At 78.8% G+C, this 832-nt stretch carries 1 pseudogene; it reads right to left on the reverse strand.

The annotated features are described in order from the left end of the window. Positions 1-202, reverse strand: a pseudogene (locus M8J73_RS43595) (hypothetical protein); the annotation flags it as partial. Positions 203-832 lie beyond the last annotated feature (630 nt).

Genomic DNA, 832 nt, shown 5'->3' on the forward strand with positions numbered 1-832 from the left:
ACCGGCCGGGGATGGGCTCGGGGGTGTCCGGGCAGGGCGCGGGCACGAAGCGCGGCGGTGCTCCCGGCGCGGGTCCCTGCCCCGGCGGGGACACGGGGCTGCCCGGTGTCGCGCCGAGCGTCCCGAGGAGGGCGAGCCCGGCCGCCACCAGGGTGCTCCCGGTGCGCGCGGCCCGGGAACGCCGCCAGGCACGCCTGTGCATTGTCCGTCCGGGTCCGGTCCCGTCGCTCCCTCGGAGGGGTGGCCGGGGGTCCGTTCCGCTGTGGTGTTCCGTCATGTGATCCCGTCTCTCCCAGGTCTCGGTCACGCCGGCCGCCCGGCCCGCCCAGGGCCGGGGAACGCGCCGTGTGACGTCGCCCGCGGCCGCGTCGGCCGGCGGGCACTGCGTACGCCAGCCTCCGGCGGGGACAGGACGTCCACCACTCGTTGGCTCCACTCGGAGCAGCCCGCCCCCGCGTCGGCCGGGCCCCGGTGCCCGCCCGGTGGATCACCCGGGGTCGTGGGGGCGCTCCGCCGCGGCCGGCCCGCCGTGCGCGGCAGGGGCAGCCGTTTCAGGGGTGACGCCCGCCGAAGCGGAGCGTGCCCCCTCGCTTGCGAGGGCCGGGGGCGTACCGTCCGTGCGATGTGGCACGATCGGCTCGCATGTCGTCTCCCTCACCATCGCCCTCAACGGCCTTGCGCCGTCTGCTGGTTGTTCTTCTGGTCCTGTCCGTGACGGCGGGTGCCACAGCGGCCGGGGCCGTCGCGGGGCCCGGAGCCGTCGCGGAGCCCGGGGGCGTCGCGGAGCCCGGGGGCGTCGCGGAGCCCGGGGGCGTCGCGGAGCCCGGGGGCG

The organism is Streptomyces neyagawaensis, from assembly GCF_023516595.1.
GTDB lineage: Bacteria > Actinomycetota > Actinomycetes > Streptomycetales > Streptomycetaceae > Streptomyces > Streptomyces neyagawaensis.